This is a genomic window from Microbulbifer agarilyticus, assembly GCF_001999945.1.
Lineage (GTDB): Bacteria > Pseudomonadota > Gammaproteobacteria > Pseudomonadales > Cellvibrionaceae > Microbulbifer > Microbulbifer agarilyticus_A.
On record NZ_CP019650.1, the window covers coordinates 2620526 to 2642519 of the forward strand.

Here is a 21994-nt window from a genome sequence, read left to right on the forward strand (position 1 = left end):
TTTTCCCCAAGGTAAGGCATCAACAGGGTTAAACGGATTCCTCGCACATGAACTCTCCGCAGCTGGCTGAAATACCGCACTTTGAAAAACCCCTGTTCTTTTTCGACCAGTCCCGCTTCCGGCGGGATCTCGCGGAGGGCGCACGCCCACTGCTGGAAATCTTCAAAGATGCGGTCGGCGCCGCGGACACCCATATGGCACGGCGCTTCCGTGAGGGCGAGGATGTCCGCACTCTGGTGTACGAGCGCGCGCTCTTCGTCGACTGTCTGCTGCATTACGCCTGGTACCAGTACCAGTGGCCCGAGACCATTAGCCTGCTCGCCGTAGGCGGTTATGGACGCGGCGAACTGCATCCTCGGTCGGACATTGACCTGCTGATCCTGACCACGGAAAAACCCAGCGCCACCGTCGTCGACAATATTGAACGGCTCGTGGCGTTCCTGTGGGATTTGAAACTCGATATCGGTCACTCCGTGCGAAGCATCGATGACTGCATCGAAATGGCGGAGGAAGATATTACCGTCGCCACCAATCTGATGGAGTGCCGCACGGTCGTCGGCAATCCGGCGCTACACGAAGCGCTGGCCAAGCGAATGACCCCGGAATGCCTGTGGCCCGCGGATAAATTCTTCAGCGCCAAATACGCCGAACAGCAAGCCCGCCACAGCAAGCAGCAGGGAGCCGAGTACAACCTCGAGCCCAACATCAAAAATGCCCCCGGCGGACTGCGGGATATCCAGACCATCAACTGGGTAGCCAAACGCTACTTCCAGGTACGCACCCTCAAACAACTTCAAGGTAAAGGCTTCTTCACCGAAGAAGAGTTCGCCATCCTGCAATCCGGCGAAGACTTCCTGTGGCGTGTGCGCTACGGCCTCCACCTGCTGGCGGGACGCCCCGAGGAGCGCCTGCTGTTCGATTACCAGCGCGAACTCGCCCGCGAATTTGGCTACAAGGACAACGACACCCACCTTGCGGTGGAGCAGTTCATGCACACCTACTACCGCATCGTGATGGCGCTGCGGGAACTGAACGATGTATTGCTGCAATTCCTGGACGAGGTAATCCTGCAGCGCGGCAAGCACCTGCCGGTTACGCCCATCAATGAGCGCTTCCAGCTACGTGGCAATACCATCGAAGCCGCGGTCACTCGCACCTTTACCGAATATCCTTCCGCGCTGCTGGAAATATTTGTGTTGATGGCGGAAAACCCGCAGATCGACGGTGTGCGTGCATCCACTATCCGCTTAATTCGCGAACATCGACACCTGATCGACGACCGCTTCCGCGCTGACCCGGTCAATGCACAACTATTTATGCAGCTGGTGCGCAGCCCTCGCGGCCTCTCCAAACAGCTCACACGGATGACACGCTACGGCATTCTCGGCCGCTACCTGCCAGAATTTGGCCGGGTCACCGGGCAAATGCAGCACGACCTGTTCCACATCTACACGGTCGACGCACATACACTGCAGGTCGTGCGCAACATGCGCAGCTTCCGCAGCAAAGAGGCCTGGGAAAAATTCCCCCTGGCCGCAGAGATACTCTCGCGCATGCGCAAACCCGAGCTGCTGTATATCGCGGGCCTCTACCACGATATTGCCAAAGGTCGCGGCGGCGACCACTCCAAACTGGGGGTCGCCGACGCAGACGCCTTCTGCCGCCGGCACGACCTCTCAGCGCGTGACCGACGCCTGGTGTGCTGGCTGGTAGAAAAGCACCTGCTGATGAGTGCGGTGTCGCAAAAGCAGGACATTACCGACCCGGAGGTGGTGCACAGTTTCGCCGCTGAAGTCGGCGATCGCGAACATCTGGACTACCTCTACGCGCTGACAGTTGCAGACATCAACGCGACAAATCCGGACCTGTGGAACAGCTGGCGCGCGAGCCTGATGCGCCAGCTCTACCAATACACCCAGCGCGCCCTGCGCCGCGGACTGGAAAACCCCATCGACCGCGACGAGATTTACGAAGAGACTCAGGCTCAGGCACGCAACATGCTGCGTGCCATGGGTATTCCAAGTAACTCCGTGGAAGACATCTGGTGTGAAATGGGTGAGGACTACTTCGTACGCGAAAGCGCCGACAGTATCACCTGGCACACCGCGGCGATTTATCAACTGCAAAAGGACCCGGAGCGGGACGAAGACAGCGATACCCTAGTCCTTACCCGCAACTCCGGCCCCGGCGAGCACGACGGTGCCACTGAAGTGTTTGTGTACACGCCCGACCGACCCAACGTATTTGCCGCTGTGGTAACCGGTCTGGACATGCTCAACCTGAACATTCACGACGCGCGCCTGTACAGCTCCGCCGCCGGCTACACACTGGACACTTTTTACGTGCTGGATGAATCGGGCCAGCCCCTGCTGGACGAACCCCATCGCCTCGAACAGATTCGCAACACCCTGCAGGAAGAGCTCAAGCTGGTAGAGGATTACTCCAAGGTCATCAAACGGCGAACACCCCGCCGCCTGAAAATGTTCCACCTGGCCAGCCAGGCCCACATTTCCACCGAGCCCGGCGACACCTACAGTACGCTCGAGATCACCAGCGCTGACCGACCCGGACTACTCGCGCGCATCGCGCGGATCTTCATTACCCATGATCTGCGCCTGCACAATGCGAAGATTTCCACCCTTGGTGAACGGGTGGAAGATATCTTCCACATCACCGACAGCGAGGACCAACCTCTGGCCGACAACGCGCTCATCGAAACGCTGCAACAGGCCATTTGTCAGGAACTGGATGCTCATCAGGCGACATTGCCACCGCAACCCTGAGGGTGGCGATGGCAAGGAACCGATCCGACGCCGGATCAGCAAGGAATTAGCTCTGTAAACAGACCGATAATATGAATCCAAACTTGTCCCAGCTGCAGCCATACCCATTCGCCAAACTTGCGAGGCTAAAAGAGGGTATCGAAGCCCCGGCCACGCTTGGCCATATCCCGTTGTCCATTGGTGAGCCCAAGCACACGCCCCCCGCCTTTGTTCGCGACGAGCTGATTGACAACCTGGCAACGCTGGCCAACTACCCGGTCACCAAGGGCTTGCCAGCATTGCGTGAAACCATTGCCAACTGGCTGCGCAACCGTTTCAAGCTTTCTTCCCTGAACGCAGAAACCGAGGTGATACCGGTAAACGGTACACGAGAGGCCCTGTTTGCCTTCGCCCAGGCGGTGGTAACGCCGGGTTCCAAGGTGCTGATGCCGAACCCCTTCTACCAGATATACGAAGGCGCCGCGTTTCTGGCCGGAGCCTCGCCCTATTTCATAAACTGCACGGCGGAAAACGCATTCAAACCAGACTTTGCTTCCGTACCCGAAAGTGTCTGGCAGGATTGCAGCCTGCTTTACCTGTGCACGCCCGGTAATCCAACCGGCGCCCTTCTGGCACTGGAGGATTTAAAGCAGCTTATTGCGCTCGCCGACCGCTATGACTTCATCATCGCATCCGACGAATGCTACTCAGAACTCTATTTCGATGAGGCAACCCCTCCCGCCGGCCTCCTGCAAGCTTGCGCGGAACTCGGGCGAGACGATTACCAGCGCTGTGTGGTATTCCACAGTCTGTCGAAACGCTCCAACCTGCCCGGCTTGCGCTCTGGTTTTGTCGCCGGCGATGGCAAGATTCTGGAGCAGTTCCTGCTGTACCGCACCTATCACGGCTGCGCCATGCCGGTGCCAACCCAATACGCCTCAATTGCCGCATGGCAAGACGAACAGCACGTAAAAGAAAATCGCGATCTGTATCGACAAAAGTTTGATGCAGTGCTGGATATTCTCGACGGTTGTATCGATGTACAAAAACCCCACGCCAGCTTTTACCTGTGGCCGCGTGTGGGCGACGGAGAGGCCTTCGCACGGGAGCTCTTCCGCCAACAACACATCACCGTGTTGCCCGGTGCCTACTTGGCCCGCGAGAGTAACGGGATAAACCCGGGGGCGGAATATGTCCGCATGGCACTGGTCGCCACCCTGGATGAATGTATTGAAGCGGCGCAACGCATCCGCACGTTTTGCCAGTAAGAAGCACCCATGAGCGATGTCATGACAGCCAAAAACCTGCTCAAACAAGAGCGCGTAGATTTTATTCTCCAGCGGCTGGAAGAGCTGTACCCGGAAACCCCGGTCCCTCTTGATCACTTCGATGCCTACTCCCTGCTGGTGGCGGTATTGCTCTCCGCCCAGTGCACCGATGAACGCGTAAACCAAATTACCCCCGCCCTGTGGGAGCTGGCAGACAATCCCTATGACATGGCCAAGGTGCCGGTCGAGAAAATACAGGCAGTCATTCGCCCCTGCGGTCTGTCGCCGCAAAAGTCCAAAGCGATCCAGAAACTGTCAGAAATTTTGGTCAACGAATATCACGGCCAGGTCCCGGAAAATATGGCCGCACTGGAGACGCTTCCCGGTGTAGGCCACAAAACTGCCAGCGTGGTGATGGCCCAATCCTTTGGGCACCCCGCATTCCCGGTAGACACCCACATTCACCGTCTAGCCCAGCGCTGGGGCCTGACCTCCGGCAAAAATGTGACGCAGACAGAGAAAGACCTGAAGCGGGTTTTCCCACGGGAAAAATGGAACAAGCTGCACCTGCAGATCATTTTTTACGGCCGCGAGTTCTGCTCCGCGCGCGGCTGCGACGGCACTGTGTGTGAAATTTGCACCACCTGCTATCCGTCGAGAAAACACCCCAAAAAAACCAAGAAGGCCTGATCCATCGGGTTCGGCGCGACAAACACAGGATTTGAAATGATTACCCTGTACGGCATTAAAAATTGTGACACCGTAAAGAAAGCCCGCAAATGGCTCGAGCAAAATGCAGTGGAATATCGCTTCCACGACTTCCGTGAAGACGGTATGAACACAGTACCCCTGACAAGCTGGCTGGAACAATTCGGCTGGGAGCAGGTACTGAATCGCCGCTCCACCAGCTGGCGTGCCTTAGATGATGCGCAGAAAGACGCTATGGATAACACCAGCGCAGCGGCTCTGGCAAACGAGACACCGACGTTAATCAAACGTCCGGTCCTCACCAAGGGCGGCGACATCCTGTTTGGCTTCAAGGCCGACACCTACGCCAGCATCGCCAAATAAGCGCATCGCACCTCATCCACAAAAAAATCAGACTCAGTACAAGGAAACTATCATGAGCAACGTGTACAGCATTGGCTTCGGCATTGGCACCTGCAACAGCAAGGACGAGTGGCTGGAAGTCTACTTCCCGCAGCCTCTGCTAAATCCGTCCGACGATATCGCCAAGGCGGTAACCAACACCCTCGATATCGAAGGCGGCAATGTCGCGATTGCTCTGGAAGAAGCGCAACTGCAGCCACTCGCAGAATGCCTGGCAAGTGCCGGTGCCAAGGAGCAGGCAGCTATTCTGCGTCAATTCGCCAGCAGCCAGCGCCCTCTGGTTGCGGTGGTACTGCACAGTGACGACGCCCCGCAGTCCGTGCCCGAGTCCTACCTGAAGCTGCACCTGCTGTCTCACCGACTGGTAAAGCCGCACGGCACCAAGCTGGACGGTATCTTCGGCCAGCTGGCCAACGTGGCCTGGACCAATCAGGGGGCAATCGATCTCGCAGAGCTTCCCCAGCGCCAACTGGAAGCGCGCGTCAAAGGCGAACTGCTGGAAGTTTCCTGCGTAGACAAGTTCCCGAAAATGACCAACTACGTGGTGCCGACTGGTGTACGCATCGCTCACACCGCACGCGTACGTCTGGGTGCTTACCTAGGTGAAGGCACCACCATCATGCACGAAGGTTTTGTAAACTTTAATGCGGGCACCGAAGGCCCGGGCATGATCGAAGGCCGTATTTCTGCCGGCGTATTCGTTGGTGCCGGCTCTGACCTCGGCGGCGGCAGCTCCACCATGGGCACCCTGTCCGGCGGCGGCAATATCGTGATCTCCCTGGGCGAAGGCTGTCTGCTCGGCGCCAACGCCGGCACCGGTATTCCACTGGGTGACCGCTGCACGATCGAGTCTGGCCTGTACATCACTTCCGGCACAAAGGTTGCCGTGCTCGATGACAAAGGCGAGGTTGCCGAATCAGTAAAAGCACGCGACCTCGCGGGCAAGTCTGACCTGCTGTTCCGTCGCAACTCAGCGACCGGTGCGGTTGAGTGCCTGACCAACAAAAGTGCCGTTGAGCTGAACGCGGAGTTGCACAGCAACTAATTTGTCTCGCTCTGGCTGCTGCCGGACCTCCCTCGGAGTGACGGCAGCCGCCCGCCCAAATACAGGAACAACGCTCCACATATCTCGGAGCTAGAAGCACCCTATGACCCCGACAGTACAATTAACCTGCGACCTGATTAGTCGCCGTTCAGTAACTCCCGAAGATGCCGGCTGCATGCAGCTCATGCTGGAACGCCTGGAAAAAATTGGCTTCAAAACCGAACACCTGCGCTTCGGTGATACCGACAACTTCTGGTCTGTGCGCGGCGAAGAAGGCCCACTATTTGCCTTCGCCGGCCACACCGACGTAGTCCCCACCGGTCCGGAAGAAAATTGGAAGATCCCGCCATTCGAGCCACAAATCGTCGACGGTATGCTCTACGGCCGTGGCGCCGCCGATATGAAAGGTTCTCTCGCCGCCATGGTAGTGGCCTGTGAAGAGTTTGTTGCCGCACACCCTGACCACAAAGGTCGCATCGCTTTATTGATTACCAGCGACGAAGAAGGCCCCGCAAAACACGGCACCGTGAAAGTGGTGGAGTGGCTGGAACAACGCAACGAGAAAATCGACTGGTGCCTGGTGGGCGAGCCATCCAGTACCGCGCTCGCCGGTGACGTTATCAAAAACGGCCGCCGCGGTTCGCTGGGTCTGGAGCTGACTGTGTTCGGTATTCAGGGCCATGTGGCCTACCCACACCTGGCAGAAAACCCGGTACACAAGCTGGCCCCAGCACTGGCAGAGCTCGCTGGCGAAGAGTGGGATCAGGGCAATGATTTCTTCCCGGCCACCAGTTTCCAGGTTTCCAATATCAACGGCGGCACCGGCGCTACCAACGTGATTCCTGGCGAAGTGAAGGTTGTTTGCAACTGGCGCTTTTCTACCGAAAACACCGCGGAAGAACTGGAAAGCCGCGCCCGCGCTATTTTCGATAAGCACGGGCTCAAATATGACGCCAACTTCAACCTGAGTGGACAGCCCTTCCTGACCGCCGCCGGTCCGCTGGTAGAATCCGCGCAGGCTGCGATTCGCAAAGTAACCGGGCGAGAAACCCAACTGTCTACTGCCGGCGGCACATCCGATGGCCGCTTTATTGCGCCAACGGGTGCACAGGTTGTGGAGCTGGGCCCAGTGAATGCCACCATCCACAAAGTGGATGAGTGCGTAAAAGCGGAAGATTTAGATCTGGTAAAAGATATGTACCGGGAAGTCTTGCGCGGCCTACTGGCCTGATTACAGTCGGCCCGGCAGGTTTAGAGACTTCGGCAAGAAGTTAATGCAACCTGCCGTGCCGCACGGTAGGTTCCGGCTCCGCATGACCGTCGTAGCCGTGAGCCATTACAAAGTAATACATCACCTGCTCCTCGCCATCCGCTTCGGCCATCAGGTCAAAAATCACTTCATCTTTATCGCCCGGAGTCATCCGAACGGCGGAAACCAGGTCCGGCTCAATAAACACCTCGCCGATGAGACGCTTGCCACGTACCAGCTGAACCAGCAGCGTGCGCGGATTTTCCTGGGTGAAACGCCAGTGGAAGTCATCGTGATCGTACATGATGACGTCCGGTGTACCGGCACGCAGAATACAGTTGCAGTGATCAGAGAGCCACGGCCAGAAATCTTGCAGTGCGAGCGTGCCGGAGTCAGATGGCTTCGCCATTTCGGAATGATCCATTGACCTGTCAGTCCTCGAGTTGGGCGACGCTCTCGGCACCACCCTCCAGATCAAACTCGACGGCAATCTGCTGACACCATTCATTCAGGCGCCCGCCGGTCAGCTCTTCCTGCTGATCCTCGTCAATGGCCAGCCCCATAAACAGCTTTTGCCCAGGGATTTCAGCCTTGGATGCTTCGAACTCATACCCTTCCGTAGACCAGTAGCCGATCACAGTGGCTCCGTTGGCAACGATGACATCGTGCAACATACCCATGGCATCCAGGAAATAGTCGCCGTAGCCAAACTGATCGCCAAGGCCAAACAGCGCTACAGTCTTACCGGAGAAGTCGATCTCCTGGACATCTTCCCAAAAGTCTTCCCAGTCAGACTGGATCTGGCCGAAATCCCAGGTTGGGATGCCCAGGATCAGCTGCGCGTAGTGGGCGATCTCCAACTGTGTGACATCCGCGATATCGTGGATGTCTACCCGGTCCTCTCCCAGGCGCGCGGCGATTCTCTGGGCCACCCCTTCGGTATTGCCCTCGTCGCTACCGTAAAACAGGCCGATCTTACTCACAGTGTCTCCTCAACTACTCAAAACCACCCTGCCGCTTGGGCGGGCGTCTATGGGGCGGGCATTTTCCCAACAATAGCCGGGTTCAGCAAGGCGCAGAGACAATCTTGGAGGCACATTCTCAGGCAAAAAAAAGCCCCTGCAAGACAGGGGCATCAGGATGAGGACTCCGCCGGCGGTTGGGGTTGTGGCCGGCAAGTCCAATGCTGGGGGACCGATAAGTCCAACAGCGAGAGAGTATGACTGACTGAAAACTGAGGGAGGCGAAGCGCTTAGTCTGACTGCTTGCTCGCACGACGCTCTTTGCGCTGCTCCCAGCGGGCTTTGCGTTCGGCCTTCATTTGCTCCATTTTGGCCTTCTGGTCATCCGTGAGAATCGCCTCGAACTGTTTGCGCATCTCGGCTCTGTGTTGCATCTTGCGGACTTCCAGCTCACCGAGCTTGGCGCCCAGGCCGTTCAGTGTGGCTTGATCTGCACCGGATTCGATGGCTTCTTTCAGTTGCTTGCGGACGTCGTGCATTGCCTTGCGATCCGCCTCGCGCGCCGCTTTACCCGCATCACGATTCGCCTTCACCTGCGCCTTCTGGCCTTCGGTCAGCTCCAGCTTTTCCGCCAGCCGCTCAAACATGCGCTCGTGGTGGTCGCCACCCTTGTGATGGCTTGCCTTGTGGTAGCCGTATCCTTTACCACCCTCAGGGAACGCCATGACCATTCCAGAGGTCGCCAGTGCGCTGCCGACAATCACAGTACCGGCCAGAGCTTTCCATTTGTTTATAACGAGATGTTTCATATTCGATTCCTCAAATTTCGCTGTGCTGTAAGGCAAACTTGGATTTCGGCTTAATCGGTTGGCCTGTGAGTTTGCGTGTTTCCCGAGTCGGTAGGTGCATACTAGGCTCGAGCAGTGTAAATAGGGGATAAAGCAGGTAAACATTTGTTAAGAACGGTAAAACACGGGATACCATTTCCCGACGAGCCCCGGCAGTATGCATATAATTCCTCCGGTAATTCAGCGCCCGCGCGCAAGTAAAGAGACACCGCCCCATGAGCCATATCCTGCTGGTCGACGACGATATTGAACTCACCGATCTACTCGAAGAGTTTCTGGTAGGTGAAGGGTTTCAGGTGACCGTCGCCAATGACGGCGGCAGCGGCCTGGAGCTGGCTCGCAGCGAGGCCTTTGACGCTCTGGTACTGGATGTGATGCTGCCCGTGCACAACGGTTTTGAGGTACTGCGCAAGCTGCGCGAGGATGCGAATAACCCGGGGCACTCCCTGCCGGTGGTAATGCTGACAGCAAAAGGCGACACCGTTGACCGCATCGTGGGTCTGGAAATGGGCGCCGACGACTACCTACCCAAACCCTGCAATCCACGTGAACTGGCGGCACGACTGCGTGCCATATTGCGGCGCGGGCGCGGGGGAGAAAAAGAAGCCAGTGACGATGTACTCAGCAGTGGACCTCTGCGCCTGCTGCCCCGAGAGCACCAGTGCCAGTGGAACGAACAACCGGTCAACCTGACCGGTGCGGAATTCTCAGTGCTCAAGGTATTAGTGGAAAATGCCGGCCAGGTTGTCAGCAAAGAAATTATCACCGAGCAGGCACTGGGACGAAAATTAATGCCCTACGACCGCTCGATCGATGTGCACGTCAGCAATATCCGCAAGAAGCTCAGCGAACAGGGAGCCAGCCGCGATCTAATCATCAATATCCGTGGAGCGGGATACATGCTCACCCGCTCCCAGGGTTAAACCATGCGCAGCCTGTTTGGACGAATCTTTTTCGGGGCCTGGTTGACCGCAGTCATTATGGTATTGGCTGCGGTTTACATCACCCATATCCGCGAATTTGGCGACCCCGCCCAGCAGGATCGCTGGGAAGGCGTTGAGCTATTCCGGGAAGTGACCCATAACCTGCGCATGACCCGCCGACATGGCACAGAGCACTTTGATCACTGGCTGGGACAACAACCGAAAGAGATCCAACAACGCATATATGCCATCGACGAGTTCGGCCAGGAAGTACTGCAGCGTCCCATCCCACGAAACATGGCCCCTCTTTTTGCCACCCTGAATTACCGTAACCGCGAAACCCGCGGACTCGTGGATAAAAAACCCAGTATCGGTTTTTTCGTGCAGCGACGTGGAGGCGAAACTCTGCGCGTGGTATTCATGGCAGGCAAAAGCAAAGAAGAGCTCGTACTGCGATTTATCCTGCGTAGCTTCTGGCCAATCCTGGTACTTGCCACGCTGGCTTCCGGAATCGCCTGCTATCTGCTGGCACGCTATCTGAGCAAGCCTCTCGACAACCTGCGCGTGGCAACACGGCGAGTGGCGGCGGGCGACCTCAGCTACCGCGTGACACCCTCGCTACACGGCCACGGCCGCGAACTGGGTGAGCTGGCAGCTGATTTCGACTCGATGACGGCACAACTGCAGGAGTCGATGGCCGAGCAGCGTCGGCTCATCAAGGATGTTTCCCACGAGTTACGCTCGCCGCTCGCACGCCTCCAGGTAGCGCTCGCCATTGCCCGGCAAAAACATGTCCAGGCCCTGGATCCAGAATTGGACAAAATAGGCAAAGCTGCGGACTACCTGGAAGACATCATTGCCGACATACTTTCCCTCCCTGTCAGTGGCGACAACCAACGTCCATTGGACGACGTGGTGGAAATCAACAGCCTACTCTCGGCCCTGTGCGACGAGCTCAAAGATGAGGCGCATCACAAGCAGGTCTTCATCAATCTGCATCTCGATGACACGGAGCTATTAGTAGCCACACGCGGCAGTTCGCTCACTGCTGCCCTCGAAAACATTCTGCGTAACGCCATTAAATACAGCCCCCAAGGTGGTCATGCCACGGTGACCGTAACCGGCATTCCGGCGAGAACAACTGCGCAGGCTAGCGACACCGCCGCGCAGGGCCACTGTCAAATTCAGGTCACCGACTCCGGCAATGGCGTGCCCGCATCCGAGCTGGAAGCGATCTTCCGCCCCTTTTATCGCACCGACGAGGCACGCAGTCGCGAGAGTGGAGGGTTTGGCTTGGGACTCGCCATCGCGCAGCGCACCGTGGCCCAGCATCAGGGTAATATTGAGGCATTCAATGCCGAGTACGGCGGCTTGACGGTGAAAATCACCCTGCCCACCTTAGACAGCGGTTTCTAAATACAGTCTCTGCCAGGAAAATATTCGCGTCAGACCATGACTGGCGAACCGCAATTCTAACCAGTACACTTTGTCGAGCTATTGGCCACCCGCACATCATCATACTTGCCACCGCCAGTCGCCGACACAGATACCTTGTTCCTATCCTATCGGGAGTCCGCCATGCGCTGGTTACTGTATCTTCTGATTTTCCTGGCCCTGCTGGTACTGGCCGGTTTTCTCTTCCCGCGCGAGGCGACTACTGAGCGCAGCGTGTATATCGCACAACCTCCGCAAGTGGTGTTCCCCTACCTGAACAACTTCCAGAACTTCAACAAATGGTCGCCCTGGTACCAGATCGACCCGAGCACCGAATACACCTATAGCGGAAGCCCCGAAGGTAAAGGCGCGGAGATGCACTGGAAAAGCGAGGACCCCAACGTGGGCAATGGTACCCAGACCATTACCGCCAGTGAGCCTTACTCCCGTATTGCGACCGACCTCGACTTCGGCGCTCAAGGACAAGCCAAAGCAGAGTTGACCCTCAAACCGCAGGGTAGCGGTACCAACGTTACTTGGTCATTCAGTTCCGACATGGGCGGCAGCCCCATTGCGCGCTGGATGGGACTGATGGTTTCAAGAATGGTGGGCGAGTCTTATGCCGAAGGACTCGACAAGCTCAAGGCGCTGGTGGAATCCGAGGCTAATGCGGGTGCTCCACCGGTAGACACTCGCGATGCGCTGCCGTCAGAGGGCAGCAATATTGAGCCGGAGGATATCGATCCGGGTATGCAAAACGAGATTATTGAGGGCGACGATGTTGAGTCCCCAGATAGTAGCGGCGACGAACTGGGAGAGCCGAAACAAGAGATTCAACCCTGATACTGTGCAAATTGCGGACTTAAAAACCAAAAAAGGCAGCCATTGGCTGCCTTTTTGTTTCTGTGAGCCTCGAATCACCGGCTCTTACGTTTGGGCGCACGCCCTCCCGCTGGCACAGGTGACTTGCGCAGCTTGCGGCGCTGACGCTGCAGAATCTCTTTCTCCGACTGAGTCAGTGAGCGCTGGCCAAGCTTCGGCAAACCCGCTGTAACACACAGGTCGTCGATTTCCTTGGGCTCCATTTCGATCCACTGGCCCACACGTACATGCGACGGAATAAACACGCTGCCGTAACGCACCCGCTTCAGGCGACTGACGCGCACACCCTGCGATTCCCACAAACGACGAACTTCGCGGTTACGCCCCTCCATCACGACACAGTAGAACCAGCGGTTGGTGCCTTCACCACCGCTTTCCACAATATCGGTAAAGCGCGCCTCTCCGTCATCCAGTGAAACACCTTTGGTAAGGCGCTTTTTCATGTCGTCATCCACGTCACCCTGAATGCGGACCAGGTACTCACGGTCAATGACCGATGACGGGTGCATCAATTTGTTGGCCAACTCACCACTGTTCGTGAACAGCAATAGACCACTGGTATTGAAGTCCAGACGCCCAACAGAAATCCAGCGCCCACTCTTCAGGCGCGGCAAGCGGTCGTACACCGTTGGACGGCCTTCCGGGTCGTGACGGGAGCAGATTTCTCCTGTGGGCTTGTTGTACAAAATCACGCGTACGCGGTTTTCATCGCCACCGGAGATGCGCTTGCCGTCGAATTCAATCTGATCGTCTTCGCTGACCCGCTCACCCAATCCGGCGACTTCGCCGTTTACGGTGACCCGGCCTGCCTCAATGGCTCGCTCCATCTCCCGGCGCGAACCCATGCCAGCCCTGGCCAATACTTTTTGCAGTTTTTCGCCCAATGGCGCTGCTTCATTACTCATGAATGGAGGTTTTCCGGGGATTGTTGTTCATCTTCATCCTGCGCGTCGCCTTCGGCAACACTCTGCAGATTCTCTTCCACCTGCGCATCTTGCTGCAGATCGTCTTCGTCGGGCACCTCTTCTGTAACTGACACCTCTGACAGATCCTGCTCTGCACTCTCCTCTTCCGCGGAAAGCACATTTTCGTCTGCTTCCGCCTCTTCAGGGTAGACCTCGCTGCCGTCCTCTGCGATTTCTACTTGTGAGGAAGCGGCTTCGTCAGCCGCAGCGAACAGGCCTTTACTTTGCGCACCCTCGTAGAACGTTGCTACGGCTTCTTCGTCGGTTTCTTCGCCAGAGTCTTCGTTGATGTTGTGATCGATGTCTTCGTCCGCAACCTCACCCACAATCTCGTCCGAGCTCTCATCCGCGTCTTGAGCGGTAGCTTCACCAGCCTCTTCCGCCACAGTCTCGTCTGCGACTTCCGTTTCTGCGGCATCTTCTGCGCCCGCCTCGGCAGCTTGCGCGTCACCCTCGGGGGCTTGCGCGCCATCACCCAAATCCAGCGCCGCGTTCAGGCTTTCAATATCACGAATTTCCGCCAGCGTCGGCAGATCGTCGAGGCTCTTCAAATTGAAGTAGTCGAGGAACTCCCGGGTGGTGGCGTACAGCGAGGGTTTACCAGGCACATCTCTCTGGCCCACAACCTTGATCCAGCCGCGCTCGGAGAGGCTTTTAACAATGTGCGAGCTTACCGCAACACCGCGGATTTCCTCGATGTCACCACGGGTAATTGGCTGCCGGTAGGCAATAATGGCGAGGGTCTCCAGAGTCGCACGAGAGTACTTCTGTGGCTTTTCCTCCCACAATTTGTTCACCCAGGGCGCGAGTTCCTCGGGCACCTGAAAGCGCCAACCACTAGCCACCTGCTTGAGCTCAAAACCGCGCTCGGCGCAGGTTTCGGCAATTTCTTCCAGCACCTGTTTAAGTTCCGACTTTTCAGGGCGCTCCCCTTCGTCAATCAGGGAGAGCAGTCGATCTTCCGACAGTGGCTGGCCCGCTGCCATCAGCGCGCCTTCCACGATCCGGCGCAATAATTCCGGGGCGATACTCATGTTATTCGCTTCACTCACTCTTCGCTGAACAGCGATATAGGACGTACTCGAGCTGTGCTGCTCGATTCTTGTTCCGGTTCGACATCACCACTGGCACCCGGGGTGTCTACAGGTTCCGATACCTGTGACGCGAACTCTTGTGCGTCGGCTTCGGAGGCAAACGAAAACTCATAGCTGTAGCGGCCGTCTTTGGTTTCCGCGCGGTTGTCCGCGGGGATTTCGGTTTCCAGTGCATCTTCAGTGTCTGCGCCAGCGCCAAACTCGGCTTCCGCCTCATCCACTTCTGGCTCAGTTCCATCGGCAGCCTCACCGCGGGCACGCACGTGGATAGGGCCGAAGGATTCATTCTGAACCAGCTCTACCAGGGATTCCTTCACCAGCTCCATAACGGCCAGGAAGGTAACTACCACCCCCAGTCGCCCCTCTTCCACCCGGAACAGGTTTACAAATGGAACAAACTGACGGTGTTTAATCGAATCCAGTACCTGCGTCATTCGCTCACGGGTGGACAGTTTTTCCTTTTCCACCTGGTGGCTTTCAAACATGTCCGCGCGACGCAACACGTCGGCCAGGGCCACCAATACCTCTTTCAGGTCAACCTCGGGTTCGGGTCGAGTCAGCTTACGATCCGGCGCACTGGCGCTAGCCTGATGGATATCACGACCCACACGGGGTAGCTCGTCGATATCCTCGGCGGCGGTCTTGAAACGCTCGTACTCCTGCAGACGGCGAATCAACGCGGCACGCGGATCTTCGCCCTCTTCCTCTTCCGCCTCTGGCGGACGCGGCAGCAGCATGCGGGACTTGATCTCCGCCAGCATCGCCGCCATCACCAGATACTCCGCGGCCAGCTCAAAGCGAATGGAGGACATCATCTCCACATAGCCCATGTACTGACGGGTAATTTCGGCCACGTTGATCTCGAGAATGTCGAGGTTCTGACGGCGAATAAGATACAAAAGCAGGTCGAGAGGCCCCTCAAAGGCCTCGAGAATGACTTCCAGTGCATCTGGCGGGATATACAGATCGCTGGGCAGATCGGTGAAGGCCTTGCCTTCCACCATGGCAAACGGCATCTCGCCCTGGCGCGGTCCAGCATCGGAAACGGCAGAATCCGTGTTCGCAGACTGCTCCGCAGAGGGTTCCTCAGACGACTCTTCGGAAATTTCCGTAGAGGGCTCTTTAGCTACTTGCGCTGAGGGCTCGGCAACGGGCTCAGACGCGACTGCAGGCGCCTCGGCGGCCTCACCCTCGACGGGGGCGACTTCTACCGTTTCTTGCATATCTTCAATAGACACTGTTTCACCGAACCCAGCTTGACCGACTAACTGACCACCTTTCGGACAGGCCAAACGAGCGATTATACATCAGTGTCAGCCGAGAATTTCATCTATTGCACCGCATCCCTGACGCACCAGTACTGGATCGTCGCCGGTGAGATCCACCACGGTCGTCGCCTCAAAGCCGCAGAAACCGCCATCGATCACTAGCTCCACCTGATGCTCGAGGGTATCGCGAATGTCGTAGGGGTCTGTCAGTGGCTGCTCTTCGCCCGGCATAATCAAGCTACAGCTCATCAGTGGCTCACCGAGTGTACTGACGAGTGCCTGCACAATGGGGTTATCTGGCACGCGCAAACCAATGGTCTTGCGTTTAGCATGAGCCAGGCGGCGGGGCACTTCGGACGTTGCCGGCATAATAAAGGTGTAGGGGCCGGGGGTATGGTTCTTCAACAGCCGGAACATTTGATTGTCCACCTTGGCATAAGAGGCGAGCTCGGAAAGATCGCGACACATCAGGGTGAAATTGTGATTCTTGTCCAGTTGACGCAGCGCGCGAATGCGCTCTACCGCCATTTTTTCTCCCAATCGACAGCCGATCGCATACGCGGAGTCCGTGGGGAACACGATAACACCGCCCGATAACACGATATCCGCGGCCTGATTGATCAGCCGCGCCTGCGGGTTCTCCGGATGAATCTGGAAGAATTGCGCCATTAATATCCCCTTTGCCAATGTGAACAGGGCGCTCCCTGCCCGAATACTATTTACTGGCGCCAGTTTGCCACAGATTCCAGACGGGCTCGACGTCCGCCGGCAGTCGTACGCAACCCAGTGCTCGCCAGGGCTGGTCAGGCTGGTGGAAATCGCTTCCCAACGAAGCGAGCAGAGGGCCTTCACCGTGGCTCGCCTGAACCAACAGCTGCAAAATTTCACGGGTCTGCACTGGGTTTTGCTGCCCACATACCACTTCCGCCGCAGTGCCACCTGCCTGCTGGAAATCGCGTAACAACGCCTGCAGGCGAGTGCGTGTCAGGCCGTACTTGAGCGGATGCGCCAGTACCGCCGCCCCACCCGCAGCCTCAATACTCGCGACCGTTTCCGCGAGATCCGGCCAAGGGACCATGACGTCACCGATCTTGCCAGCTCCCAAGTATCGCTTGAACGCCTTGGCCGTGTCCGTCACGTGCCCTTCCGCCACCATCCAGCGGGCAAAATGCGGACGACCGATTTCATCGCCGCTGGCCAGGCGTCGAGCCCCTTCAAACGCACCCACAAACCCCCGTTTTTCCAGTCGACACGCGATCTCCATCGCTCGCTCGCGGCGCAGCGCCGCGCGTACAGACACCGCTTCAACTAACGCTGCGGACATACAGTCAACATTCAACCCGACAATATGCACCACCCGTCGCCCCCAGCGTGCGGTAAACTCCACACCCGGCAACAGGGTAACCCCCTGCTCGGCCGCAGCTTCGGCGGCTTCCGCAATCCCGCTTACGGTATCGTGGTCGGTTAACGCCAACAGTGTCACACCAGCGGATTTGGCCCTCGACACCAGCGCCGAAGGACTTAAAATACCGTCTGACGCAGTGCTGTGGCAGTGCAGGTCGACCTGACCAGATATAGCATCGTCGGTCACAACAGATCGGGCAGTGTACATAGCAAGGTCCATACTTTTGCGATATCGGGTGGTCTCCTTCAAACGGAACCACCAACAACGGATGCTGTCACAGATAGTTGCAGGTTTGGAATCCTGCGCAGGCCATGTGGTGGCGAAGTAAGCGCCGCCGACCGACGGGTTTTCAGACCTGCCGGGTTAACCGGATTGCCGGTTTCAGGGATAAGGCCCCTCGAGGGGAAAGCAACTTCGCCACTGACAGCTGTATCGTCAGCCAGCGGGCATTATCACCGGAACAGAACATGACCGATAGTAAACAAGCGCACTCAGACACGACGAACGCTGTCACTCAGTCCCAAACTGCGGGCGAGACCTCTACGCAGCAAGCGCAGAAACCTGCACAAAAGGAAAGCCTGCTCGGCAACCTGCTGCTCAATATCGTGATCCCCACCCTGATTCTGACCAAGCTGTCTGGTGATGACTGGCTGGGCACCAAGTGGGCGATCGTCGTGGCACTGGCCTTCCCCCTCGTATATGGACTGCGTGACTTGCTGCGCTCCGGCAAGGTCAACTTCTTCTCCGCCCTGGGTGTCATCAGCATCCTGCTGACTGGCGGCATCAGCCTGCTGGAACTGGACGCCAAGTACATTGCCATTAAAGAGGCGGCTATTCCCGGCTTACTGGGTGTGGCCACGATCGTCAGCCTGTACACCCGCTGGCCGCTGGTGCGCACACTGATCTACAACGATCGCATTCTCGATACCGGCAAGATCGCCAATCGCCTTTCCGCGAAGGGTAATGAAACTGCCTTCGAGCGAACCCTGCAGCAAGCATCCTGGATGATTGCCGGTTCCTTTTTCCTTTCGTCCACGCTGAATTACATTTTGGCCGAAGTGCTTCTGCAAAGCCCTCCCGGTACCGAAGCGTTCAACGAGGAGCTGGGTAAAATGACCGCGCTCAGCTTCCCCGTGATCGCCCTGCCGGCCACCATTATCTTGATGCTGGTGCTGGTATTTCTGTTCCGCCGCATCGGCAAACTGACCGGGCTCTCACTGGAAGAAATTATGGTGCAGCAGTAAATAGGGCGAAGTGCCTGCCGCGCACTGTATACGGACCGATCAGCCACTCAACAACATAAAAAAACTAAGGAACACGACACAGCTTATGTGGTACGCAATTATCAGTCAGGATGTACAAAACAGCTTACCCTTGCGTAAAACCGCGCGCGCCGCGCATATAGCACGACTCACTGCGCTAAAAGACGAGGGACGTCTACTGATTGCCGGGCCACACCCCGCCATCGACAGCGAAGAGCCGGGCGAAGCCGGTTTTACTGGCAGCCTGGTGGTTGCCGAGTTTCCGTCGTTGGCTGATGCACAGAGCTGGGCCGACGACGACCCGTACATGAGTGCCGGCGTATACGCTTCGGTCACCGTTAAGCCCTACAAGCTGGTTTTGCCTTGAGCAAACCGGTTGAACCAAAACAAGATTCTTAAGTTCGATTTTTACTGGCCATGAAAAAACTGTTTACCACTGCCGTTACCGCAACCCTGATCGCCATCGCCGCCAGTCCAGCACTGGCCATTAGCTCCGAGCGCTATATTACCGACGAGCTGCACGTCCCGATGCGTTCCGGCCAAGGTAACGAATTCCGCATTCTGCACCGGGGTTTGCCCAGCGGTACCAAACTTACCCTGCTGCAAGATTCGCCGGACACAGGCTGGGCGCAAGTGCGCACACCCGGCGGTGAAGAGGGCTGGATACGCCGTCAGTATCTGGAGTCTGAGCCGGTGGCCAAAATTAAACTGGCACAAGCCGAGCAACGACTGCAGCACATCGAAAGTTTGCAGGGCGATCTCGGAGGTGAGGTACGTCGCCTGGAAGAGGACAACACCAAGCTATCCACCGCCCTCAAGATTGAGCAAGAGCGCGCCCAATCACTAGCCAAGGAATTAAAAGACCTGAAGGCTCTATCCTCGGACGCTGTTGCCCTTAACCAGCGTCACCAGAAACTGCTTAACCAACATGAGCTCCTGAAACAGAAACAGTCGATGGATCAGGCAGAAATCCAGCGCTTATCGTCCAGCGATTCGCACAAAACCTATATGTACGGAGCCTTCTCTGTAGCAATGGGTGCTTTCATCGCAATGATTGCCCCGCATTTGCGCCGCCGCAAGCGTCACTCCGAGTGGGCAAACTGATTCCACTTTCCCCTACACGCGAGTTCCCCTACACGCGAGGCTACGGGTAGAATCCCTAGTCGGCTCTCTGGGCCTGGTCACCGACCGGGCCTTTTTGTGTTCGCTAATGGAAGAGATTATGAAACGCCTTACGCCCTTTCGCGCCCTGCTCCACACCGTTCTCGCCACACTGTTACTGGGCCTCTCCAGCCTGGCTCTTGCGGTTACCAACAACCCGCGAGTGGAATTGCAAACGGACCTCGGCACCATTGAGCTGGTTCTGTACGCCGACAAGGCGCCCGTTACCGTGGAAAATTTCCTGAAGTACGTCGACAGTGGATTTTACGACGGCACCATTTTTCACCGTGTAATCCCCGGCTTTATGGCCCAGGGCGGCGGTTTCACCTTCGATTTCCAGGAAAAGCCCACCGACGACCCGATCAAGAATGAATCGGACAATGGGCTTTCCAATCAGCGCGGCACCATCGCCATGGCCCGTACCAGCGTTCCCGACAGCGCCACCTCCCAGTTCTTTATTAACCTGGTAGACAACAGCCGCCTCGACGGCAGCGCCGATAAACCCGGCTACACCGTATTTGGCAAGGTATTGCTGGGGATGGGTGTAGTACAGCAAATCGCCGCGGAACCGCGCGGGCAACACCGCGCACATCCCGACGCACCCAACATGGCGGTGCGTATACTGAAAGCGAAACGAAAAGATTCAGACAGCGGAGAAAACGCCCAGTGATTGCACTCAGCGTCAACCTGAACAAAATCGCCCTGATTCGCAATTCCCGCGAGGGGAACTATCCAGATGTGGTCTCTCATGGCCGCACCTGCCTGGACGCCGGTGCTCACGGCGTCACTGTGCACCCGCGCCCGGACCAACGCCACATTCGCCCCGATGATGTGCGAAACCTGGCCGCGCTGTGCGCCGCCCGCTCGGTAGAATTCAACGTAGAGGGTAACCCGTTCGCAGGCCCCATGGGCAGCTACCCAGGCCTGTTGCCGCTGGTCTTCGAAACCAAACCACAACAATGCACATTGGTGCCCGACAGTAACGATCAGCTTACCTCCGATCATGGCTTTGACCTCACCCGCGACGGCGAACGCCTGGTACCCATGATTCAGCAACTCAAAGACGCTGGCATCCGGGTTAGTCTGTTTATGGACCCGGACAAAAGTCAGATCAGCCTGGCCAAAGAAGTGGGCGCCGATCGTATTGAACTGTATACGGGTCCTTTCGCGGAGGCCGTCACCAACCAATCCGGTGAAGTTGAGAAGATCTTTGCCGAACACTGTGCCGCAGCGGAGCACGCACTCCACCTCGGGCTCGGTGTGAACGCCGGCCATGACCTGAACCTGATCAACCTGCGCCGCTATCGCACGCTGCCCGGCTTGCAAGAGGTATCTATTGGTCACGCATTGACGGTTGATGCCATCCAAATGGGCCTCGCGGATGCCACCGCTGCCTATGTGACCTGTCTGGCGGGTAATTAATTGCTATCCCTGAACGTTGTCGGTGCGGGTAAACTCGGACGCACACTGGCCGCTCTTTGGCACGAAAACAGCGTGTTCGAGATAGCCGGACTGTTCAACCGCAGCGCGGCAAACGCCCGCGAGGCCCAAGATTTTATCGGTGCGGGCACTGCCGTCTCAGACCTGAACAAGCTGCCCCCCGCACAAGTCTGGTTGCTGGCGGTACCGGACGATCAGATTGCAACCACTGCCGCAGACCTGGCGCCAATCATCGCGCAACATCACCCTCTGTCAGGCAAGTCCCCAATACTATTCCACTGTAGCGGCGCCCTCCCCGCTTCTGTGCTTGCCGCCAGTGGGGCAGATCTGCTCGCCAGCGCGCATCCGGTACACAGCTTTGCGGACCCCAAACGCTCGTTCACGGACCTTCCCGGCTCCACTGTGGCCCTGGAAGGCAATGAAGAAGTGATCGATGTGCTTGAGCCCGCTTTCACGGCATTGAGCTGCAACTGTATTCACCTGAGCCCATCACAAAAGGTGCTGTACCACACGGGCTCAGTAATGGCCTGTAACTATCTCACCGTACTTATGGATTTGAGCCTGCAGGTCTTTCAGGCCGCCGGTATCGATAACAAAAGTGCAATGGCGCTACTCGAACCTATTGTGGTGCAGACGGTAAACAACAATTTTGCATTGGGGCCGACCAAGGCCCTTACCGGCCCACTGGTGCGTGGCGACGTCGCCACGGTGGCGCGACAGACCCAAGCGTTACACCAGCTTGCAGAATCAAGTGGCACAACCGGTGCCGGTTCTGACACCACTTCTGGGGCCCAAGCCGTGACGCTCGTAGAACTGTATCGCGCACTCGGAAAAGCCGCATTACCTCTGGCGGAAAAAGCCGGCCTGAGCCAAGATGCACGCCGGCAACTGCAATCCATTTTTGACGAATCGTAAC

The 21994-nt window shown here is 57.3% G+C and carries 22 protein-coding genes and 1 pseudogene; 15 read left to right on the forward strand and 8 right to left on the reverse strand.

From position 1 onward, the window contains the following. The first annotated feature begins 47 nt into the window (after positions 1 to 47). The 6 genes from Mag101_RS10800 (at position 48) to dapE (ending at position 7416) form a co-directional block, all read left to right on the forward strand. Positions 48 to 2783, forward strand: a complete 2736-nt coding sequence (locus Mag101_RS10800; protein ID WP_077404641.1) for a [protein-PII] uridylyltransferase — start codon at positions 48 to 50, stop codon at positions 2781 to 2783. Between the two features lie 71 nt (positions 2784 to 2854). Next, a complete protein-coding gene (gene dapC / locus Mag101_RS10805) occupies positions 2855 to 4030 on the forward strand; it encodes a succinyldiaminopimelate transaminase (protein WP_077404644.1) in 1176 nt (391 codons plus the stop codon). A 9-nt stretch (positions 4031 to 4039) separates the two neighbouring features. Beyond that, the gene (gene nth, locus Mag101_RS10810) at positions 4040 to 4720 is read left to right on the forward strand and encodes an endonuclease III (RefSeq protein WP_198039973.1); all 681 of its coding nucleotides are present in this window, start codon (positions 4040 to 4042) and stop codon (positions 4718 to 4720) included. A 36-nt stretch (positions 4721 to 4756) separates the two neighbouring features. After that, complete coding sequence (locus tag Mag101_RS10815; RefSeq protein ID WP_077404648.1) at positions 4757 to 5101, forward strand: ArsC family reductase; 345 nt, start codon at positions 4757 to 4759, stop codon at positions 5099 to 5101. Between the two features lie 52 nt (positions 5102 to 5153). Continuing rightward, on the forward strand, positions 5154 to 6185 hold the full coding sequence (gene dapD / locus Mag101_RS10820) for a 2,3,4,5-tetrahydropyridine-2,6-dicarboxylate N-succinyltransferase (protein ID WP_077404651.1): 1032 nt from the start codon (positions 5154 to 5156) through the stop codon (positions 6183 to 6185). 103 nt (positions 6186 to 6288) lie between these two features. Then, positions 6289 to 7416, forward strand: coding sequence for a succinyl-diaminopimelate desuccinylase (dapE, locus tag Mag101_RS10825; RefSeq protein ID WP_077404654.1), 1128 nt, complete (start codon positions 6289 to 6291; stop codon positions 7414 to 7416). Positions 7417 to 7456: 40 nt separating this feature from the next. On the opposite strand, the gene Mag101_RS10830 is transcribed toward dapE, so the two are convergent. The 3 genes from Mag101_RS10830 to Mag101_RS10840 form a co-directional block, all read right to left on the reverse strand. Next, positions 7457 to 7858 (reverse strand): hypothetical protein, encoded by a 402-nt coding sequence (locus Mag101_RS10830; protein ID WP_077404657.1) that lies wholly within the window; start codon positions 7856 to 7858, stop codon positions 7457 to 7459. A gap of 7 nt (positions 7859 to 7865) precedes the next feature. Continuing rightward, on the reverse strand, positions 7866 to 8417 hold the full coding sequence (gene fldB / locus Mag101_RS10835) for a flavodoxin FldB (protein WP_077404660.1): 552 nt from the start codon (positions 8415 to 8417) through the stop codon (positions 7866 to 7868). A gap of 269 nt (positions 8418 to 8686) precedes the next feature. Further along, positions 8687 to 9205 (reverse strand): Spy/CpxP family protein refolding chaperone, encoded by a 519-nt coding sequence (locus tag Mag101_RS10840; protein ID WP_198039974.1) that lies wholly within the window; start codon positions 9203 to 9205, stop codon positions 8687 to 8689. Between the two features lie 254 nt (positions 9206 to 9459). Here Mag101_RS10840 and Mag101_RS10845 point away from each other — a divergent pair, with 254 nt between their 5' ends. From Mag101_RS10845 to Mag101_RS10855, 3 genes are all read left to right on the forward strand, one after another. Continuing rightward, positions 9460 to 10167 carry a response regulator transcription factor gene (locus tag Mag101_RS10845; protein WP_077404665.1) on the forward strand — a complete coding sequence of 236 codons (708 nt, stop codon included), beginning with the start codon at positions 9460 to 9462 and terminating at the stop codon, positions 10165 to 10167. Positions 10168 to 10170: 3 nt separating this feature from the next. Next, positions 10171 to 11583 carry an ATP-binding protein gene (locus Mag101_RS10850; protein WP_077404668.1) on the forward strand — a complete coding sequence of 471 codons (1413 nt, stop codon included), beginning with the start codon at positions 10171 to 10173 and terminating at the stop codon, positions 11581 to 11583. Positions 11584 to 11745: 162 nt separating this feature from the next. Further along, positions 11746 to 12444, forward strand: a complete 699-nt coding sequence (locus Mag101_RS10855; RefSeq protein ID WP_077404671.1) for an SRPBCC family protein — start codon at positions 11746 to 11748, stop codon at positions 12442 to 12444. 74 nt (positions 12445 to 12518) lie between these two features. On the opposite strand, the gene rluB is transcribed toward Mag101_RS10855, so the two are convergent. The 5 genes and pseudogenes from rluB to Mag101_RS10880 form a co-directional block, all read right to left on the reverse strand. Further along, positions 12519 to 13388, reverse strand: coding sequence for a 23S rRNA pseudouridine(2605) synthase RluB (gene rluB, locus Mag101_RS10860; RefSeq protein ID WP_077404674.1), 870 nt, complete (start codon positions 13386 to 13388; stop codon positions 12519 to 12521). Then, positions 13385 to 14482, reverse strand: a complete 1098-nt coding sequence (gene scpB, locus Mag101_RS10865) for an SMC-Scp complex subunit ScpB (RefSeq protein ID WP_077404677.1) — start codon at positions 14480 to 14482, stop codon at positions 13385 to 13387. The genes rluB and scpB overlap by 4 nt, the downstream gene beginning before the upstream one ends. Positions 14483 to 14787: 305 nt before the next feature. Beyond that, positions 14788 to 15765: pseudogene (locus Mag101_RS10870) on the reverse strand (segregation and condensation protein A); the annotation flags it as partial. Between the two features lie 90 nt (positions 15766 to 15855). Then, entirely contained in the window at positions 15856 to 16479 is a 624-nt protein-coding gene (locus Mag101_RS10875) for an L-threonylcarbamoyladenylate synthase (RefSeq protein WP_077404680.1), read from the reverse strand. 46 nt (positions 16480 to 16525) lie between these two features. Further along, the gene (locus Mag101_RS10880; RefSeq protein WP_077404683.1) at positions 16526 to 17422 is read right to left on the reverse strand and encodes a PHP domain-containing protein; all 897 of its coding nucleotides are present in this window, start codon (positions 17420 to 17422) and stop codon (positions 16526 to 16528) included. A gap of 260 nt (positions 17423 to 17682) precedes the next feature. Between Mag101_RS10880 and Mag101_RS10885 the strand changes: the two genes are divergently transcribed. From Mag101_RS10885 to Mag101_RS10910, 6 genes are all read left to right on the forward strand, one after another. Then, complete coding sequence (locus tag Mag101_RS10885; RefSeq protein WP_232324993.1) at positions 17683 to 18459, forward strand: VC0807 family protein; 777 nt, start codon at positions 17683 to 17685, stop codon at positions 18457 to 18459. Positions 18460 to 18544: 85 nt separating this feature from the next. Further along, the gene (locus tag Mag101_RS10890) at positions 18545 to 18844 is read left to right on the forward strand and encodes a YciI family protein (RefSeq protein ID WP_077404686.1); all 300 of its coding nucleotides are present in this window, start codon (positions 18545 to 18547) and stop codon (positions 18842 to 18844) included. A 50-nt stretch (positions 18845 to 18894) separates the two neighbouring features. Then, positions 18895 to 19581, forward strand: a complete 687-nt coding sequence (locus Mag101_RS10895) for a TIGR04211 family SH3 domain-containing protein (RefSeq protein ID WP_077404689.1) — start codon at positions 18895 to 18897, stop codon at positions 19579 to 19581. Between the two features lie 118 nt (positions 19582 to 19699). Then, on the forward strand, positions 19700 to 20308 hold the full coding sequence (locus tag Mag101_RS10900; protein WP_077404692.1) for a peptidylprolyl isomerase: 609 nt from the start codon (positions 19700 to 19702) through the stop codon (positions 20306 to 20308). Then, entirely contained in the window at positions 20305 to 21060 is a 756-nt protein-coding gene (locus Mag101_RS10905; protein WP_077404695.1) for a pyridoxine 5'-phosphate synthase, read from the forward strand. Before Mag101_RS10900 ends, Mag101_RS10905 begins: the two co-directional genes overlap by 4 nt. Next, a complete protein-coding gene (locus tag Mag101_RS10910) occupies positions 21061 to 21993 on the forward strand; it encodes a Rossmann-like and DUF2520 domain-containing protein (RefSeq protein ID WP_077404698.1) in 933 nt (310 codons plus the stop codon). Position 21994: the final 1 nt, after the last annotated feature.

Bases quoted from the DNA above. Each gene is read 5' to 3' on its own strand.
- Mag101_RS10880 (WP_077404683.1), bottom strand. From the start codon at position 17,422: ATGTACACTGCCCGATCTGTTGTGACCGACGATGCTATATCTGGTCAG.
- scpB (WP_077404677.1), bottom strand. From the start codon at position 14,482: ATGAGTATCGCCCCGGAATTATTGCGCCGGATCGTGGAAGGCGCGCTG.
- rluB (WP_077404674.1), bottom strand. From the start codon at position 13,388: ATGAGTAATGAAGCAGCGCCATTGGGCGAAAAACTGCAAAAAGTATTG.
- dapD (WP_077404651.1), top strand. From the start codon at position 5,154: ATGAGCAACGTGTACAGCATTGGCTTCGGCATTGGCACCTGCAACAGC.
- Mag101_RS10845 (WP_077404665.1), top strand. From the start codon at position 9,460: ATGAGCCATATCCTGCTGGTCGACGACGATATTGAACTCACCGATCTA.
- Mag101_RS10890 (WP_077404686.1), top strand. From the start codon at position 18,545: ATGTGGTACGCAATTATCAGTCAGGATGTACAAAACAGCTTACCCTTG.
- Mag101_RS10815 (WP_077404648.1), top strand. From the start codon at position 4,757: ATGATTACCCTGTACGGCATTAAAAATTGTGACACCGTAAAGAAAGCC.
- dapE (WP_077404654.1), top strand. From the start codon at position 6,289: ATGACCCCGACAGTACAATTAACCTGCGACCTGATTAGTCGCCGTTCA.
- Mag101_RS10885 (WP_232324993.1), top strand. From the start codon at position 17,683: ATGACCGATAGTAAACAAGCGCACTCAGACACGACGAACGCTGTCACT.
- Mag101_RS10840 (WP_198039974.1), bottom strand. From the start codon at position 9,205: ATGAAACATCTCGTTATAAACAAATGGAAAGCTCTGGCCGGTACTGTG.
- dapC (WP_077404644.1), top strand. From the start codon at position 2,855: ATGAATCCAAACTTGTCCCAGCTGCAGCCATACCCATTCGCCAAACTT.
- nth (WP_198039973.1), top strand. From the start codon at position 4,040: ATGAGCGATGTCATGACAGCCAAAAACCTGCTCAAACAAGAGCGCGTA.
- Mag101_RS10895 (WP_077404689.1), top strand. From the start codon at position 18,895: ATGAAAAAACTGTTTACCACTGCCGTTACCGCAACCCTGATCGCCATC.
- Mag101_RS10900 (WP_077404692.1), top strand. From the start codon at position 19,700: ATGAAACGCCTTACGCCCTTTCGCGCCCTGCTCCACACCGTTCTCGCC.
- Mag101_RS10800 (WP_077404641.1), top strand. From the start codon at position 48: ATGAACTCTCCGCAGCTGGCTGAAATACCGCACTTTGAAAAACCCCTG.
- Mag101_RS10875 (WP_077404680.1), bottom strand. From the start codon at position 16,479: ATGGCGCAATTCTTCCAGATTCATCCGGAGAACCCGCAGGCGCGGCTG.
- Mag101_RS10855 (WP_077404671.1), top strand. From the start codon at position 11,746: ATGCGCTGGTTACTGTATCTTCTGATTTTCCTGGCCCTGCTGGTACTG.
- Mag101_RS10850 (WP_077404668.1), top strand. From the start codon at position 10,171: ATGCGCAGCCTGTTTGGACGAATCTTTTTCGGGGCCTGGTTGACCGCA.
- Mag101_RS10830 (WP_077404657.1), bottom strand. From the start codon at position 7,858: ATGGATCATTCCGAAATGGCGAAGCCATCTGACTCCGGCACGCTCGCA.